This window comes from Streptomyces sp. NPDC026417 (assembly GCF_055567695.1).
The window spans coordinates 179,284-193,154 of record NZ_JBVHPY010000010.1 but is presented as its reverse complement, the minus strand read 5'-3'; the positions used below and the strand labels follow the sequence as shown (position 1 = coordinate 193,154).

Annotated in this window: 9 protein-coding genes; 4 read left to right on the top strand and 5 right to left on the bottom strand. The window is 72.4% G+C overall.

Translation table 11 applies throughout. The features are described from left to right. Positions 1 to 12 precede the first annotated feature (12 nt). Both ACZ4NT_RS18255 and ACZ4NT_RS18250 read right to left on the bottom strand, forming a co-directional pair. Positions 13 to 564 carry a HutD/Ves family protein gene (locus ACZ4NT_RS18255; protein WP_467726272.1) on the bottom strand — a complete coding sequence of 184 codons (552 nt, stop codon included), beginning with the start codon at positions 562 to 564 and terminating at the stop codon, positions 13 to 15. Beyond that, on the bottom strand, positions 561 to 1,280 hold the full coding sequence (locus ACZ4NT_RS18250; protein WP_121403585.1) for a vWA domain-containing protein: 720 nt from the start codon (positions 1,278 to 1,280) through the stop codon (positions 561 to 563). Before ACZ4NT_RS18250 ends, ACZ4NT_RS18255 begins: the two co-directional genes overlap by 4 nt. Before the next feature lie 171 nt (positions 1,281 to 1,451). Between ACZ4NT_RS18250 and ACZ4NT_RS18245 the strand changes: the two genes are divergently transcribed. Further along, entirely contained in the window at positions 1,452 to 2,372 is a 921-nt protein-coding gene (locus tag ACZ4NT_RS18245) for a rhomboid family intramembrane serine protease (protein WP_467726271.1), read from the top strand. Between the two features lie 53 nt (positions 2,373 to 2,425). Next, positions 2,426 to 3,325, top strand: coding sequence for a chitosanase (locus ACZ4NT_RS18240; RefSeq protein ID WP_121403583.1), 900 nt, complete (start codon positions 2,426 to 2,428; stop codon positions 3,323 to 3,325). 144 nt (positions 3,326 to 3,469) lie between these two features. Here ACZ4NT_RS18240 and ACZ4NT_RS18235 read toward each other — a convergent pair whose 3' ends face one another. The 3 genes from ACZ4NT_RS18235 to ACZ4NT_RS18225 all read right to left on the bottom strand — a co-directional run bounded on the left by ACZ4NT_RS18235 (position 3,470) and on the right by ACZ4NT_RS18225 (position 10,644). Then, positions 3,470 to 4,930 (bottom strand): glutamate synthase subunit beta, encoded by a 1,461-nt coding sequence (locus ACZ4NT_RS18235; RefSeq protein ID WP_121403582.1) that lies wholly within the window; start codon positions 4,928 to 4,930, stop codon positions 3,470 to 3,472. After that, a complete protein-coding gene (gltB, locus tag ACZ4NT_RS18230; protein ID WP_121403581.1) occupies positions 4,923 to 9,515 on the bottom strand; it encodes a glutamate synthase large subunit in 4,593 nt (1,530 codons plus the stop codon). The genes ACZ4NT_RS18235 and gltB overlap by 8 nt, the downstream gene beginning before the upstream one ends. 397 nt (positions 9,516 to 9,912) lie before the next feature. Then, positions 9,913 to 10,644, bottom strand: coding sequence for a VIT1/CCC1 transporter family protein (locus tag ACZ4NT_RS18225; protein ID WP_121403580.1), 732 nt, complete (start codon positions 10,642 to 10,644; stop codon positions 9,913 to 9,915). A gap of 347 nt (positions 10,645 to 10,991) precedes the next feature. Here ACZ4NT_RS18225 and ACZ4NT_RS18220 point away from each other — a divergent pair, with 347 nt between their 5' ends. Continuing rightward, positions 10,992 to 12,101 carry an ADP-ribosylglycohydrolase family protein gene (locus ACZ4NT_RS18220; RefSeq protein WP_467726268.1) on the top strand — a complete coding sequence of 370 codons (1,110 nt, stop codon included), beginning with the start codon at positions 10,992 to 10,994 and terminating at the stop codon, positions 12,099 to 12,101. A 383-nt stretch (positions 12,102 to 12,484) separates the two neighbouring features. Further along, on the top strand, positions 12,485 to 13,867 hold the full coding sequence (locus tag ACZ4NT_RS18215; RefSeq protein WP_467726363.1) for an ADP-ribosylglycohydrolase family protein: 1,383 nt from the start codon (positions 12,485 to 12,487) through the stop codon (positions 13,865 to 13,867). Positions 13,868 to 13,871: the final 4 nt, after the last annotated feature.

Here is a 13,871-nt window from a genome sequence, read left to right as displayed (position 1 = left end):
GAGCGGACCGACTCAGTCCGGTGGCGCGAGGCCGACGACGGCCGTACGGCCCGGCGCGTGCAGCACCGCGCCCCCACCGCTCAGCAGCACCGCGTCGTACCGCCCGAGAACCGTCCCGGCCACCTCGGCGGGCCCGTCGAGCGCGACGACCAGGGCGGGCCCGGCGGACAGGGGCAGCCGGCCGCGCACGACCGCGACGGTCGGGGCCGGGCGGGCGCCGTCCCGGCGCCACATGACGTTGAGGTTCACGACGGGTCCGGACAGCAGCCGGCAGTGGGTCGGCAGGTCGCCGCGGAAGTCCTGCGGGACGTGGCGCGTGTCGACGAGCCGGCGCTCGCCGCCCACCGTCAGGTCCATTCCGGCGCCCTCGACGACGGTCAGGGTGCGGTCGACCCCGGGGAACACGGAGAACGGCCCGTCCGCGCCGACCTCGGCGAGGCTCACCCGCCACGCGAAGTCCGCGAGGTCCGCGTCCGGCGGCCCGGCGGCGATCTCCCGGGTGACGCCGCCGCCGTTCCGCCAGGGCACGGCGGCCCGTCCGGCGGCGGGCAGCAGCCGGATCACCGGACGATCCCCTGCGCCCGGGCCGCCGCCAGCCACTGCGGGAACTCGCCCACGAGCCGGTCGTACAGGTCCCCGTCCGAGACCTTCCGCGGATCCGAACCGGCGTGGAAGAAACCGGCGTTGTCGACGACGCGCTTGTGCGGGACGGCGAGTTCGTCCAGCTTGCGCAGGAACTCGAACTGCCTGCTGCCGGGGTCACCGAAGCCGATGAACTGCCAGAACAGCGGCAGTCGGGCCGCCTTGCACAGATACCGTTCGGCGGCGAGCTTGTTGATCGGCCCGCCGTCGGTCTGGAAGACGACCAGGGCCGGGTCCGTGGAGCCGCTGTCGAGGTAGTGGTCGATGACCGCGTCCATCGCCAGGTGGTAGCTGGTCTTGCCCATGTGCCCCAGCCCGGCCGCGATGTGCTCGATCCGGCCCCGGTGGTTGACGAGCGCGATGTCGGTGACGGCGTCTATGTCGGTGGAGAAGAACACCACCGGGACCGATCCGTCGTCGTCGAAGTGCGCCGCGAGGCCCAGCACCCGGTCGGCGAGCGCCTGCACGCTGCCGTCCTTGTAGTACGGCTTCATCGAGCCCGAGTAGTCGACGACGAGATAGACGGCGGCCCGCTGTCCGTTCAGCCCGTGCTTGGTGAGGGAGACCCCCGCGGTCTTGTACAGGCTGACGAGCGCGGGCGCCGTCTCCTCCACCTTGGTGAGGCTGATCCCGGCCATGCGGGCTCCCTTCTCGGTGCGCTGTGCGGTGACGGGAGTGCCGAGATTACGTCACCGGGATCGCCCCACCCGGACCCCGTCCCGGCCCTCCCACCTGCGTTCGCTATTTTGTTCGGCGCCGACCCCACCGGCTCATCGTTCCCGTGTCACCCGTAACTCCGAGGAGCCGGCGTGGAGTGCGAATCCACCGTCACCACCTGCTACCGCCACCCCAAGGTGGAGTCGCACGTGCGCTGCACGCGCTGCGACCGCTACATCTGCCCGTCCTGCATGCGCGAGGCGGCCGTCGGCCACCAGTGCGTCGAGTGCGTGAAGGAGGGCGCTCGCTCGATCCGGCAGGCCCGCACCGTCTTCGGCGGCCGGATCTCGACGGTGCCCGTGGTGACGTACGTCCTGATCGGGCTCAACGTGCTCGCCTACCTGGCGGAGTTGGCGCGCTCCGAGGTCGTCGACCGCTTCCGGATGCTGGGCGCCGGCCTCGCCGGACCGGACGGCGGGCACTACGTCTGGCAGTCCGCCTACCCCGCCGGGTACCACCCGGAGGGGCTCGTCGACGGGGAGTGGTACCGGCTGCTGACCGGGGCGTTCCTCCATCTCTCCGCCGCGGACAACCCGTTGGGGATCATGCATCTCGTGATGAACATGGCCTGCCTGTGGAACCTTGGCCGCGTCGTGGAGTCCCAGCTCGGACGGGTCCGCTTCCTGGCCCTGTACCTGCTCTCGGCCCTGGGCGGCTCGGTCCTCGTCCTGCTGATCGCACCGACCACGCCGACGGTCGGCGCGTCCGGCGCGATCTTCGGGCTGGGTGCCGCGTACTACGTGATGGCCCGCCGGCTCGGCGGGAACATGCAGCCGGTCAACCGGTTGATCGGAGCCCTGCTGCTCTGGCTGCTGATCTCGGCGGGCCTGACCTCCTGGCAGGGGCACCTGGGCGGGCTGCTGGCGGGCGGCGTCGTGACCCTCGGCTACGCCTACGCACCCCGCGACCGCAGGAGGGCCTGGGTGCAGGCGGGAGCGTGCGTGGTGCTGCCGGCGCTCCTGGTGGTGCTGGCGGTGGCCAAGGTCTCGGCCCTGAGGAGCGGAGCGGCCTGACCCGTCCGGCCCGGGTCCCCTCGCGCACGCGGCCCCGCCGTACCCTGTGCGCCATGAAACGTGCCGCCGGGCTGCTGCTGGCCGTCGTCCCCCTCGTGGCCACGGCGGCCGTCTGGTACGCGCTGCCCGATCCGACGGGCACCGAGGACGGCAGGGGCCGGGCGGCCGCGTCACGGCAGGCCAGGCCCGACCCCACCCCGGCCGGGCCGACGGCCTCCGACGGCGGCCGGTCGGCGGACCTGCCGCCCGGCCTGGAGGCACCGGCCAAGAAGGAACTGGCCCAGCAGCTGATCTCGAGCGCCGAGAACTCCACGCTCGACTGGCGGGGGCAGTACGGCTACATCGAGGACATCGGCGACGGCCGGGGCTACACGGCGGGCATCGTCGGCTTCTGCTCCGGCACCCACGACCTGCTCACGGTGGTGCAGCTCTACACGGAGGACCACCCCGGCAATCCGCTCGCCCGCTTCCTCCCCGCCCTGCGCGAGGTCGACGGCACCGACTCCCACCGCGGCCTCGGCCCGGAATTCACCCGGGCCTGGAAGGCGGAGGCGCGCGTCGCGGCGTTCCGCCGGGTCCAGGACGAGGAGCGGGACCGCGTGTACTTCGATCCCGCGGTCCGGCGCGCCAAGCTCGACGGCCTCGGCACGCTCGGGCAGTTCGTCTACTACGACGCGATGGTGATGCACGGCGCCGGCCGGGGCCGCGACGGCTTCGACGGGCTGCGCGAGCGCGCGGTGGCCGAGGCGGACACCCCGGCCGAGGGCGGCTCCGAGGAGAGGTACCTCGACATCTTCCTCGACGTCCGCCGACGGGCCATGAAGGCCTCGCCCGACCACCGCGACACGACCCGCATCGACACCGCCCAGCGGCGCTTCCTCTACGACGGCAACCTGGACCTGGACACCCCGCTGACGTGGAAGGTCTACGGGGAGACCTACGAGGTGGAGTAGCCGGCCGCAGGCCGCACCACCGTGCCCACCCGGACCCGGCCGCGGGCGGACGCACCACGGCGCCCACCCAGGTCCGGTCGGGGACGGGCAGGCGCCGCGTTCAGTTCCGCACGCCTTTGTGCGGGACGACTGTGGGGTGGAGCGTCAGACCATCAGCGAGCGGTCCGTCGGGCGGATCGGGGCCGGCAGGTCGCTGGCACCGGTCAGGAAGCGGTCGACCCCGCGGGCGGCCGAGCGGCCCTCCGCGATGGCCCACACGATGAGCGACTGGCCGCGGCCCGCGTCACCGGCGACGAAGACGCCCGGCACGTTGGTGTGGTAGTCGCCGTCACGGGCGATGTTGCCGCGCTCGTCGAGGTCGAGCCCGAACTGCGAGACCAGGCCGTTCTGGACGTCCGTGCCCGTGAAGCCCATCGCCAGCGTCACCAGCTGGGCGGGGATCTTCCGCTCGGTGCCCGGCTTCTGGGTGAGCTTGCCGTCGACGAACTCCACCTCGACGAGGTGCAGCCACTGGACGTTGCCGTCCTCGTCGCCCTCGAAGTGGGTGGTGTTGACGGAGTAGACCCGCTCACCGCCCTCCTCGTGCGCGGAGGTGACCTTGTACAGCATCGGGAAGGTCGGCCACGGCTGGTGCGCGGCGCGGTCCTCGCCGGGCCTCGGCATGATCTCCAGCTGGGTGACGGAGGCGGCGCCCTGGCGGTGGGCGGTGCCCACGCAGTCCGCGCCGGTGTCACCGCCGCCGATCACGACGACGTGCTTGCCCTCGGCGGTGATCGGGGGCGCCACGTAGTCGCCCTCCTGCACCTTGTTGGCGAGGGGCAGGTACTCCATCGCCTGGTGGATGCCGTTCAGTTCGCGGCCCGGGACGGGCAGGTCGCGGGCGGTGGTGGCACCGGCGGCGACGACCACGGCGTCGTACCGCTTGCGCAGGTCCGTCGCCTTCAGGTCGCGGCCGATCTCGATGCCGGTGCGGAAGCGGGTGCCCTCCGCGCGCATCTGCTCGATGCGGCGGTTGATGTGCCGCTTCTCCATCTTGAACTCGGGGATGCCGTACCGCAGCAGGCCTCCCACGCGGTCCGCACGCTCGTACACCGCGACGGTGTGACCGGCCCGGGTCAGCTGCTGGGCGGCGGCGAGACCCGCCGGGCCCGAGCCGACGACGGCGACCGTCTTGCCGCTGAGGCGCTCGGGGATCTGGGGGTTGACGTCCCCGGTGTCCCACGCCTTGTCGATGATCGAGACCTCGACGTTCTTGATGGTCACGGCGGGCTGGTTGATGCCGAGGACACAGGCCGACTCGCAAGGGGCCGGGCACAGGCGACCGGTGAACTCCGGGAAGTTGTTGGTCGCGTGCAGGCGCTCCGAGGCGGCCTGCCAGTCCTCGCGGTAGGCGTAGTCGTTCCACTCCGGGATCAGGTTCCCGAGCGGACAGCCGTTGTGGCAGAACGGGATGCCGCAGTCCATGCAGCGCGAGGCCTGCGTGGGGATGATCGGCAGCAGCGAGCCGGGAACGTAGACCTCGTTCCAGTCGCGCACGCGCTCCTCGACGGGGCGGCTGCGCGCGACCTCGCGGCCGTGGTTGAGAAAGCCCTTGGGATCAGCCATTGGTCGCCGCCTCCATCATCTTCTCGGTGATCTCGGTCTCGGAGAGACCGGCTCGCTCGGCGGCGTCCTTGGCGGCGAGCACTGCCTTGTACGTGCTGGGGATGATCTTGCTGAAGCGGTCCACCGCGGTGTCCCACTCGGCCAGGAGCTTCTCGGCGACCGTCGAGCCGGTCTCCTCCCGGTGGCGGCGCACCACGTCGTGCAGCCACTGCTTGTCGGTGTCGTCGAGGGCCTCGACCGCGTTCACGTTGCCCACGTTCACGTTGTCGGGGTCCAGGTCGATGACGTACGCGATGCCGCCGGACATACCGGCCGCGAAGTTGCGGCCCGTCTCGCCGAGCACCACCGCGTGACCACCGGTCATGTACTCGCAGCCGTGATCGCCGACGCCCTCGGACACCACCGTGGCACCGGAGTTGCGGACGCAGAAGCGCTCACCGGTGCGCCCGCGCAGGAAGAGCTCGCCGCCGGTCGCGCCGTACCCGATCGTGTTGCCCGCGATCGTCGAGTACTCGGCGAGGTGGTCGGCGCCCCGGTCGGGGCGGACGATCACCCGGCCGCCGGAGAGGCCCTTGCCGACGTAGTCGTTCGCGTCGCCCTCCAGGCGCAGCGTGACGCCGCGCGGCAGGAAGGCGCCGAAGGACTGGCCCGCGGAGCCGGTGAAGGTGATGTCGATGGTGTCGTCGGGCAGGCCCGCACCGCCGAACTTCTTCGTCACCTCGTGGCCGAGCATGGTGCCGACCGTGCGGTTGATGTTGCGGATCGCGACCTGGGCGCGGACCGGCTGGGCGTCGGCCTGCGAGTTCGCGGCCAGGGCGTCGCCGGCGAGCTTGATCAGCTCGTTGTCGAGCGCCTTCTCCAGACCGTGGTCCTGCTCGATCACCTGGTGCAGGGCCGCCCCCTCGGGCAGCTCGGGCACGTAGAAGAGCGGGGACAGGTCCAGGCCCTGCGCCTTCCAGTGGTCGACGGCGCGGGTGACGTCGAGCGCCTCGGCGTGGCCGACGGCCTCCTCGATGGAGCGGAAGCCCAGCTCGGCGAGGATCTCGCGGACCTCTTCGGCGATGAACTGGAAGAAGTTCACGACGTACTCGGCCTTGCCGGCGAACCGGTCGCGCAGCGTCGGGTTCTGCGTGGCGATGCCGACCGGGCAGGTGTCCAGGTGGCAGACGCGCATCATGACGCAGCCGGAGACGACGAGCGGCGCGGTCGCGAAACCGAACTCCTCGGCGCCGAGCAGCGCGGCGATGACGACGTCGCGGCCGGTCTTCAGCTGGCCGTCGGTCTGCACGACGATGCGGTCGCGCAGACCGTTGAGCAGCAGCGTCTGCTGGGTCTCGGCGAGGCCGAGCTCCCAGGGGCCGCCCGCGTGCTTGAGCGAGGTGAGCGGGGAGGCACCCGTACCGCCGTCGTGGCCGGAGATCAGCACCACGTCCGCGTGCGCCTTGGACACACCCGCGGCGACCGTGCCGACGCCGACCTCGGAGACCAGCTTCACGTGGATGCGGGCCTGCGGGTTGGCGTTCTTGAGGTCGTGGATCAGCTGAGCCAGGTCCTCGATCGAGTAGATGTCGTGGTGCGGCGGCGGGGAGATCAGGCCCACGCCGGGGGTGCTGTGCCGGGTCTTGGCGACCCAGGGGTAGACCTTGTGGCCGGGCAGCTGGCCGCCCTCGCCGGGCTTGGCGCCCTGCGCCATCTTGATCTGGATGTCGTCGGCGTTGACCAGGTACTCGGACGTGACGCCGAAGCGGCCGGAGGCGACCTGCTTGATCGACGAACGGCGCGCGGGGTCGTACAGCCGGTCCGCGTCCTCGCCGCCCTCACCGGTGTTGGACTTGCCGCCCAGCTGGTTCATGGCGATGGCGAGGGTCTCGTGCGCCTCCTTGGAGATGGAGCCGTACGACATGGCGCCGGTGGAGAAGCGCTTGACGATCTCGCTGACCGGCTCGACCTCGTCGATGGCGATCGGCTCGCGGCCGGAGGTGAAGCCGAACAGGCCGCGCAGCGTCATGAGGCGCTCGGACTGCTCGTTCACGCGGTCCGTGTACTTCTTGAAGATGTCGTAGCGGCGGGTGCGCGTGGAGTGCTGGAGGCGGAAGACCGTCTCGGGGTCGAACAGGTGCGGCTCGCCCTCGCGGCGCCACTGGTACTCGCCCCCTATCTCCAGGGCGCGGTGCGCGGGCGCGATGCCGGAGGCCGGGTACGCCTTGGCGTGGCGGGCGGCGACCTCCTTGGCGATGACGTCGAGTCCGGCGCCGCCGATCTTCGTCGCGGTGCCGTTGAAGTACTTCTCGACGAAGGCCCGGTCCAGGCCGACGGCCTCGAAGACCTGGGCGCCGCGGTAGGAGGCGACGGTCGAGATGCCCATCTTCGACATGACCTTGAGGACGCCCTTGCCGAGGGCGTAGATCAGGTTGCGGATGGCCTGCTCGGGCTCGATGCCCTGGAGGAAGGTGCCCGCGCGGACCAGGTCCTCGACGGACTCCATGGCCAGGTACGGGTTGACGGCGGCGGCGCCGTAGCCGATGAGGAGGGCCACGTGGTGGACCTCGCGGACGTCGCCCGCCTCGACCAGCAGGCCCACCTGGGTGCGCTGCTTGGTGCGGATGAGGTGGTGGTGGACGGCCGCGGTGAGCAGCAGCGACGGGATCGGCGCGTGCTCGGCGTCGGAGTGCCGGTCGGAGAGGACGATCAGCCGCGCGCCGTTCTCGATGGCGGCGTCGGCCTCGGTGCAGATCTCCTCGATGCGGGCGGCCAGCGAGTCGCCGCCGCCGGAGACCCGGTACAGGCCGGAGAGCGTCGCGGCCTTCATGCCCGGCATGTCGCCGTCGGCGTTGATGTGGATGAGCTTGGCCAGCTCGTCGTTGTCGATCACCGGGAAGGGCAGGGTGACGCTGCGACAGGACGCGGCGGTCGGCTCCAGGAGGTTGCCCTGCGGGCCCAGCGACGAGCGCAGGGAGGTGACGAGCTCCTCGCGGATGGCGTCCAGCGGCGGGTTGGTGACCTGCGCGAACAGCTGCGTGAAGTAGTCGAAGAGCAGACGCGGGCGCTGCGAGAGCGCGGCGATGGGCGTGTCCGTGCCCATGGAGCCGATCGGCTCGGCCGCGGCCTTGGCCATCGGCGCGACGATGACGCGCAGCTCCTCCTCGGTGTAGCCGAAGGTCTGCTGGCGGCGGGTGACCGAGGCGTGCGTGTGCACGATGTGCTCGCGCTCGGGCAGGTCGGACAGCTCGATCTCGCCGGCTTCCAGCCACTCCGCGTACGGGTTCTCGGCGGCGAGCGCCGACTTGATCTCGTCGTCCTCGATGATGCGGTGCTCGGCGGTGTCCACGAGGAACATGCGGCCGGGCTGCAGGCGGCCCTTGCGGACGACCTTCGCGGGGTCGATGTCGAGGACGCCGACCTCGGAGCCGAGGACGACGAGTCCCTCGTCGGTGACCCAGTAGCGGCCGGGGCGCAGGCCGTTGCGGTCGAGGACCGCGCCGACCTGGGTGCCGTCGGTGAAGGTGACGCAGGCGGGACCGTCCCAGGGCTCCATCTGCGTGGCGTGGTACTGGTAGAAGGCGCGGCGGGCCGGGTCCATGGAGTCGTGGTTCTCCCACGCCTCCGGGATCATCATCAGCACGGAGTGCGGGAGCGAGCGGCCGCCGAGGTGCAGCAGCTCCAGGACCTCGTCGAAGGAGGCGGAGTCCGAGGCGTCGGGCGTGCAGACCGGGAAGATGCGGTCGAGCTTGTCGCTGCCGAACAGGTCGGAGACCAGCTGCGACTCGCGGGCCTTCATCCAGTTGCGGTTGCCCTTGACCGTGTTGATCTCGCCGTTGTGCGCGACGAAGCGGTACGGGTGGGCGAGCGGCCAGCTCGGGAAGGTGTTGGTGGAGAACCGGGAGTGCACGAGCGCGATCGCGGAGGCGAAGCGGCGGTCGGACAGGTCCGGGAAGAAGGGCTCCAGCTGGCCGGTGGTCAGCATGCCCTTGTAGACGATGGTGCGGGCCGACAGGGACGGGAAGTAGACGCCGGCCTCGCGTTCGGCGCGCTTGCGCAGCACGAACGCCTTGCGGTCGAGCGCGATGCCCGTGCTGGTCCCGTCGGTCACGAAGATCTGACGGAAGGCGGGCATGGTCGAGCGCGCGGTGGCGCCGAGCAGCTGCGGGGCGACCGGGACCTCACGCCAGCCGAGGACGGTGAGGCCCTCTTCCGCGGCGAACGTCTCGATCCGTGAGACGGCGGCGTCGGCGCCGTCCTCGGGCAGGAAGGCGATGCCCACCGCGTACGAACCGGCCTCGGGCAGCTCGAAGGCCGCGACCTCACGGAAGAACGCGTCCGGGACCTGGGACAGGATGCCGGCGCCGTCGCCCGAGTCGGGCTCGGAGCCGGTCGCACCGCGGTGCTCCAGGTTGCGCAGAACCGTGAGCGCCTGCTCGACCAGCGCATGGCTCGCCTCGCCGGTGAGCGTGGCCACGAAGCCGACGCCGCAGGCGTCGTGCTCGTTGCGGGGGTCGTACATACCCTGCGCGGCAGGGCGAGCATCCATGAAGGACCAGTTCTGGCCATGCGTGGAGTGCTGGGACGGCTGGCGCGGCGAACGCATCGGCTCTCCCGTCGTCGTCGTGGCTGGGGGCACCTCCCAGGCTCTGCGGCTCTGGGGGAGCGTTTTGCCGAGGGACGACGTTGGCCCTCTGCTGTGGAGTGCAAAATTTCGTGCAGGTTACATGATGGAGCGGTTCTCGGGAACCGGATACTTCGTTCCAACATGCGGACACCGCGGGGTCGCGGCGGGGGTACCGCGCACGGCGGTGAAGTGGGTGGGACCGAGCGGACAGATCGATGTCCGCGGGTCCGGTCGCGATGGGCAACGTCGCCCGTCGCGCAGGGTGCGGCGCGGGCCTCATTGCCCACAGCGCTTACGGCTCATGCCCGGTGGTTAAGCGTTCGAAACCGCCGGGTAACGACTACTTATGCAGTCCCGTGCATAAGTGAGCCGGGCCTCATCCTACGGCGGTACCGAACCAGCTGCCCAGGGCGTACGTCACACCCGCCGCGGCGCCCCCAAGGACGAGCTGCCGCAGCCCGCTGTACCACCAGGACCGCGCGGTCACCTTGGCCACGACGGCCCCGCACGCGAAGAGTCCGATGAGCGCCAGCAGCAGCGCGGGCCACAGGGCGGTCGCACCGAGCAGATAGGGCAGTACGGGGAGCAGGGCACCCAGGGCGAAGGACCCGAAGCTGGAGACGGCGGCGACCGTGGGCGAGGGCAGGTCGCCGGGGTCTATGCCCAGCTCCTCGCGCGCGTGGATCTCCAGCGCCTGCTCGGGGTCGCGGGAGAGCTGCCTGGCCACCTCCCTGGCCAGCTCGGGCTCGACCCCGCGGCCCACGTACAGCTCGGCGAGCTCGCGCTCCTCGTCCTGGGGGTGCTTGCGCAATTCCCGCCGCTCGACGTCGAGTTCCGCCTCGACCAGTTCACGCTGGGAGGCGACGGAGGTGTACTCGCCGGCGGCCATCGAGAACGCGCCGGCCGCGAGACCGGCGAGGCCGGTGATGACGATGGTCTGGTGCGCGACGGATCCGCCGGCGACACCCGTCATCAGGGCGAGGTTGGAGACGAGGCCGTCCATCGCGCCGAACACGGCGGGGCGCAGCCAGCCGCCGTTGACGTCGCGGTGGGTGTGGTTGTCGCGGTGCGCGTCGTGCAGCGCGGCCTCGGTGTCGATGATCGCCATCTCGGTCCCCCAGCAGGTCTCTTTGGACGTGTTCTACTTTTCGACAACAACGAAGGTACGCCTCGAATTTCTCTTCCGCCAGCAAGGAAAGGCTGCGCTAACCTGCGCTTTTACCCTCTGACGCTCATCCGTGGTCGGAGTCGCACAGATGTCGACCGGGTGACGCTGCGGGCCGTGAGGCAGTGCCGAACCGCTCAGGTGGGACAGATCCGCAAAGGGTTCCGCGCACGGTTCCGCACCGCGGTTCGCGCACGGTCTCCGCACCGCGGTTCGCGCACGGCGGTTCCCGCACGCTTCCGCGCCGCGGCGCCGTGCGGCGACGGGAGCCCCGAGAGGAGAGGCACCGTATGGCTTCCATCGCCTGCATTCCCTCGGTCCCGGCACCCCAGGGCGGCGCCGATCTGCGTGACCGGGCGCGCGGTGCGCTGCTCGGCCTCGCCGTCGGGGACGCGCTCGGGGCACCCGCCGAGAACATGAAGCCCTCCGAGATCCGCGCCCGGTGGGGCCGGATCACCGGGTACGTCGCCGAGCATCCGGCCGGTACCGACGACACCGAGTACGCGATCTTCTCCGGGCTGCTCCTGGCGCGCCACGGCTCGGCGCTCACGGCGGCCCACGTGGAGACGGCCTGGCACCACTGGATCGCGGACCGGGACGAGGGGCCCTTCCGGGGCGCCGGCTTCAGCGAGCGGGGCACGCTGGAGAACCTGCGGAGAGGGCTCACGGCGCCCATCTCCGCCCAGCACCGGCACGCCTGGAGCGACGGACTCGCGATGCGCGCGGCCCCCTTCGGCGTCTTCGCGGCGGGCCGTCCCGCCGAGGCGGCCCGGCTGGTGGCGATCGACGGCTCGGTCAGTCACGAGGGCGAGGGCATCTACGGCGGCCAGGCGGTGGCGGCCGGGGTCGCGGCGGCGATGACCGGCGCTCCCGCCATCGCCGTCGTGGCCTGCGCCCTGGCCGTGATCCCGGACGACTCGTGGACGGCCAGGTCCCTGCGGCGCGCGGTCGCGGTGGCCCACCGGGGGGAACGCGCGGTCCGCTCGGCGGTGGTCGTCGGGGGCTACCCGTGGACGGACCTGGCGCCGGAGGCCGTCGCCCTCGCCTTCGGCGCGTACGCGGCGGCCGACGGCGACTTCACGGAGTCGGTGCTCACCGCGGTCAACATGGGCCGCGACGCCGACACCACCGCGGCGGTGGCCGGAGCGCTGGCCGGTGCCACGCGGGGCGCCGGCTCCATCCCGGAGGCCTGGGCGGCGGCCATCGGACCCGCGCGGGGCAGCTGCCTCCCGTCGATGGCGGGCCATCACGTACTGGACGTGGCGGACCTGCTGACGCCGGACGACGACGACACCCGTCCGGCCGGGGTGCTCGCGGGCACCGGCCCCGCCCTCCAGGTCACCCGGCTCTCCCCCGACCGCGTGTTCACCGCCGCCGAGCCCGACGAGGTACGCCCATGACACCGGGCCTGGTAGGAGACGAACCCCGCGAGGGCGCGGCGTCCGAGGTCCCCCCGGCCACCGAGGCGCCGACCTTCACGGACGCTACGGCAACGGTACGGACGGCAGCACGGCCCGCCGCGTCACCGACGGAGGACACCGGCACGCGGACCGGCGCAGGACCGACGGAGGACACCGACGCAGGGACCGGCGCGGGACCGGCCGACGACACCGGCACGCGGACCGGCGCAGAACCGATGGAAGACACCGACGCAGGGACCGACGCAGGACCGGCCGACGACACCGGCACGCGGACCGGCGCAGAACCGACGGAAGACACCGACGCAGGGACCGACGCAGGACCGGCCGACGACACCGGCACGGGAGCGGCGGCGGGCCGGCGCGTGGTGGGCGCCGGTACGGGGACCCGGGGGCGACCACCGGTGACCGCCGTCCGCCGTGGCGTCCGGCCGCCGGGGCGGACGCGGCCGGCGAACCCCGGCACCCGGACCGGCGCGAGACCGCCGGACACCGCGCAGGCCGGAGACACCGACCAGCCGAGCGGGGACGCCGAACCCCGGACCGGTGTCAGGTCGACGCAGAACGGGCGGACGGACGCCGACGAGCGAGGAGGGCGGCCCGGCGTGGCCGTCGTGCCCCGTGCCGGTGTGTCCGTGCGGCGGATCGAGGGGCTGCTGCTGGGGCTGGCCGCGGGGGACGCGGCGGGCTGGCCGGCGGCCCGGCACCGGGCCGCGCGGATGCCCGAGTGGACGCGGCGCCTCACCCGGGAGCTGGACACGTTCGCGGAGCAGAACGCGACCACCACCCTGCCCGTCCCCATCGCCCTGAACCAGCCGCCCGAGCCCCTGCGGCTCGGCCCCTCGGACGACGCCGAGTGGGCGGCCTTCGCGGCCGAGGCCGTCCTGCGGGCCGGGGACGAGGGCGCCCTCGGCGACCTGAGCCGGGAACGCCGCATGCGCGCGGCGATCGACCTGGCGTGGAACGCCGTCGCCGGCGAGGTGGCCGCCGCGGCCGAACGCGCACCGGAGGTCGAGTCGGCCGTGCTGCCGCTGCGCGCCCGGATCTCGGTGCGGGCCGGTCTCGGCAACCTCGCCACCGGTCTGCGCCCGCCCGCCACCGGCCACGACAATCCGCACTACTTCGACGACGCCGCCTGCGTACGCGCCTGCGTCCTCGCCGTCGCCCACCCCGGCGACCCCCGACTCGCCGCGGAACTGGCCGAGTTCGACGCCCGCTACACCCAGGACGGCGACGGCGTGCACGGGGCCCGCGCCATGGCCGCCGCCCTCGCGCTGGCCCTGAGCGGCGCCCACGTCGACGCGTGCGTGACGGCCGCACTGGCCGAGCTGCCCGAGACGACCGAGATCGGCCGCAACGCCCGGCACGCGATCGCCCTCGCCCGCGCCGCGGACAGCACCTTCGGCCTCGTACCCCTGCTGGAGCACCAGATCGTCGACCACGTCTACAGCTACGGCATCGCCGCCGCGGAGACCGTCCCCGTCGCCCTGGCCCTCGCCCTCGTCGCACGGGGCCGGATCGCCGAAGCCGTGCCGGCCGCCGCGTGCCTGTCCCGGGTCGCCGACTCCGCCCCCGCCCTCGCCGGTGCCCTGACCGGCGCACTCGGCGGCGGCGACACGGTCCCCGCCGCCTGGCGCGAGGCCTGCCGGACCCTCTCCGGCTGCGCGTTGCCCCGTCTCACGGGCACCGACCTGGTGGAACTCGCCGGACTCCTGGCAGCCACGGAACTGAGCACACCAGGAGGATGATTCG